The organism is Microbacterium daqui, from assembly GCF_050408675.1.
GTDB lineage: Bacteria > Actinomycetota > Actinomycetes > Actinomycetales > Microbacteriaceae > Microbacterium.
Window position 1 is genome coordinate 1 of sequence record NZ_JBNTKF010000045.1, and the last position, 1,400, is coordinate 1,400.

Below are 1,400 nucleotides of genomic sequence, written 5' to 3' on the forward strand. Positions count from 1 at the left end.
GGCTCTTCACGAACGAGGGTGTAGTGGGTTGAGCGCGTCGCTGGCTGGGTAGGGGTCGAGGTCTCCCGGAGGATGGAAGTTCTTCACGCTCACCATCCCGAAAGACCTCGACGTGCTCCACCCTACTTTTGCGACCCCCGACTTGACCACGTTCTGCCGTCTCGACGAGCTCGGGCTCGTGGCCGTCGGCCAGCTGATCGAGCCGAACCTGGCGACGATCGAGTGCCGTCTGACGGAGCCGGATCCGTGGTGTCGCAAGTGCGGTGCTGAAGGCGTCGCCCGTGACAGCGTCACCCGTCGACTCGCGCATGAACCGTTCGGACACCGGCCCACCACGCTGCTGGTGCGGGTGCGTCGCTACCGGTGCGATCACTGCCGGCGGACCTGGCGGCAGGACATGACACGGGCGGCGGCGCCGCGAGCGAAGATCTCCCGTGGCGGCCTGGCGTGGGCGCTGAAGGGCATCGTCGTCGACCACCTCACCGTGACCCGGGTCGCGGGCGGGCTCGGCGTGTCCTGGAGCGCCGCGAACGATGCCGTGCTCGGCGAAGGCAGGCGGCGACTGATCGACGACCCGGCACGGTTCGATGGTGTCACCACGCTCGGGGTCGACGAGCATGTCTGGCGCCACACCCGGTTCGGCGACAAGTACGTCACCGTGATCATCGACCTGACCCCGGCCCGCAACAAGACCGGGCCGGCGAGGCTGCTGGACATGGTGGAGGGCCGCTCGAAGGCCGTGTTCAAGCAGTGGCTCGCTGAGCGCCCAGCCGAGTGGTCGAAGCGGATCGAGGTGGTCGCGATGGACGGGTTCACCGGGTTCAAGACCGCCACCGCCGAAGAACTGCCCGACGCGGTCCCCGTGATGGACCCGTTCCATGTCGTCCGTCTCGCCGGCGACGCGCTGGATGTCTGCCGCCGCCGCGTCCAGCAGGACCTGTTCGGCAGACGCGGGATGAAGGGCGACCCGCTCTACCAGGCCCGCCGCACCCTCCACACCGGCGACAAGCTGCTCACCGACCGGCAGAGGAGCCGACTGGCGGCGCTGTTCGCGGTCGAAGAGCACGTCGAGGTCGAAGCGACCTGGGGCATCTATCAGCGCATGATCGCCGCATACCGCGAGCCCGACAGGAACAAAGGCAAGCACATGATGCAGGCCGTGATCGACTCCGTCACCACCGGCGTTCCCGCAGCGCTGGTCGAGATCCGCCGACTCGGCCGCACCCTCAAACAGCGCGCCGCGGACGTGCTCGCGTTCTTCGACCTGCCCGGCACCAGCAACGGCCCGACCGAGGCCATCAACGGGCGGCTCGAGCACCTCCGCGGCTCCGCACTCGGCTTCCGCAACCTCACGAACTATGTCGCCAGATCACTACTCGAAGCCGGAGGCTTCAGACCCC

At 68.3% G+C, this 1,400-nt stretch carries 1 protein-coding gene; it reads left to right on the top strand.

Going from position 1 to position 1,400, the window contains the following annotated elements:
- Nucleotides 1–112 precede the first annotated feature (112 nt).
- A partial coding sequence (locus tag ACQUSY_RS13350) for an ISL3 family transposase (RefSeq protein WP_428904928.1) occupies nt 113–1,400 on the top strand: 1,288 nt, incomplete at its 3' end.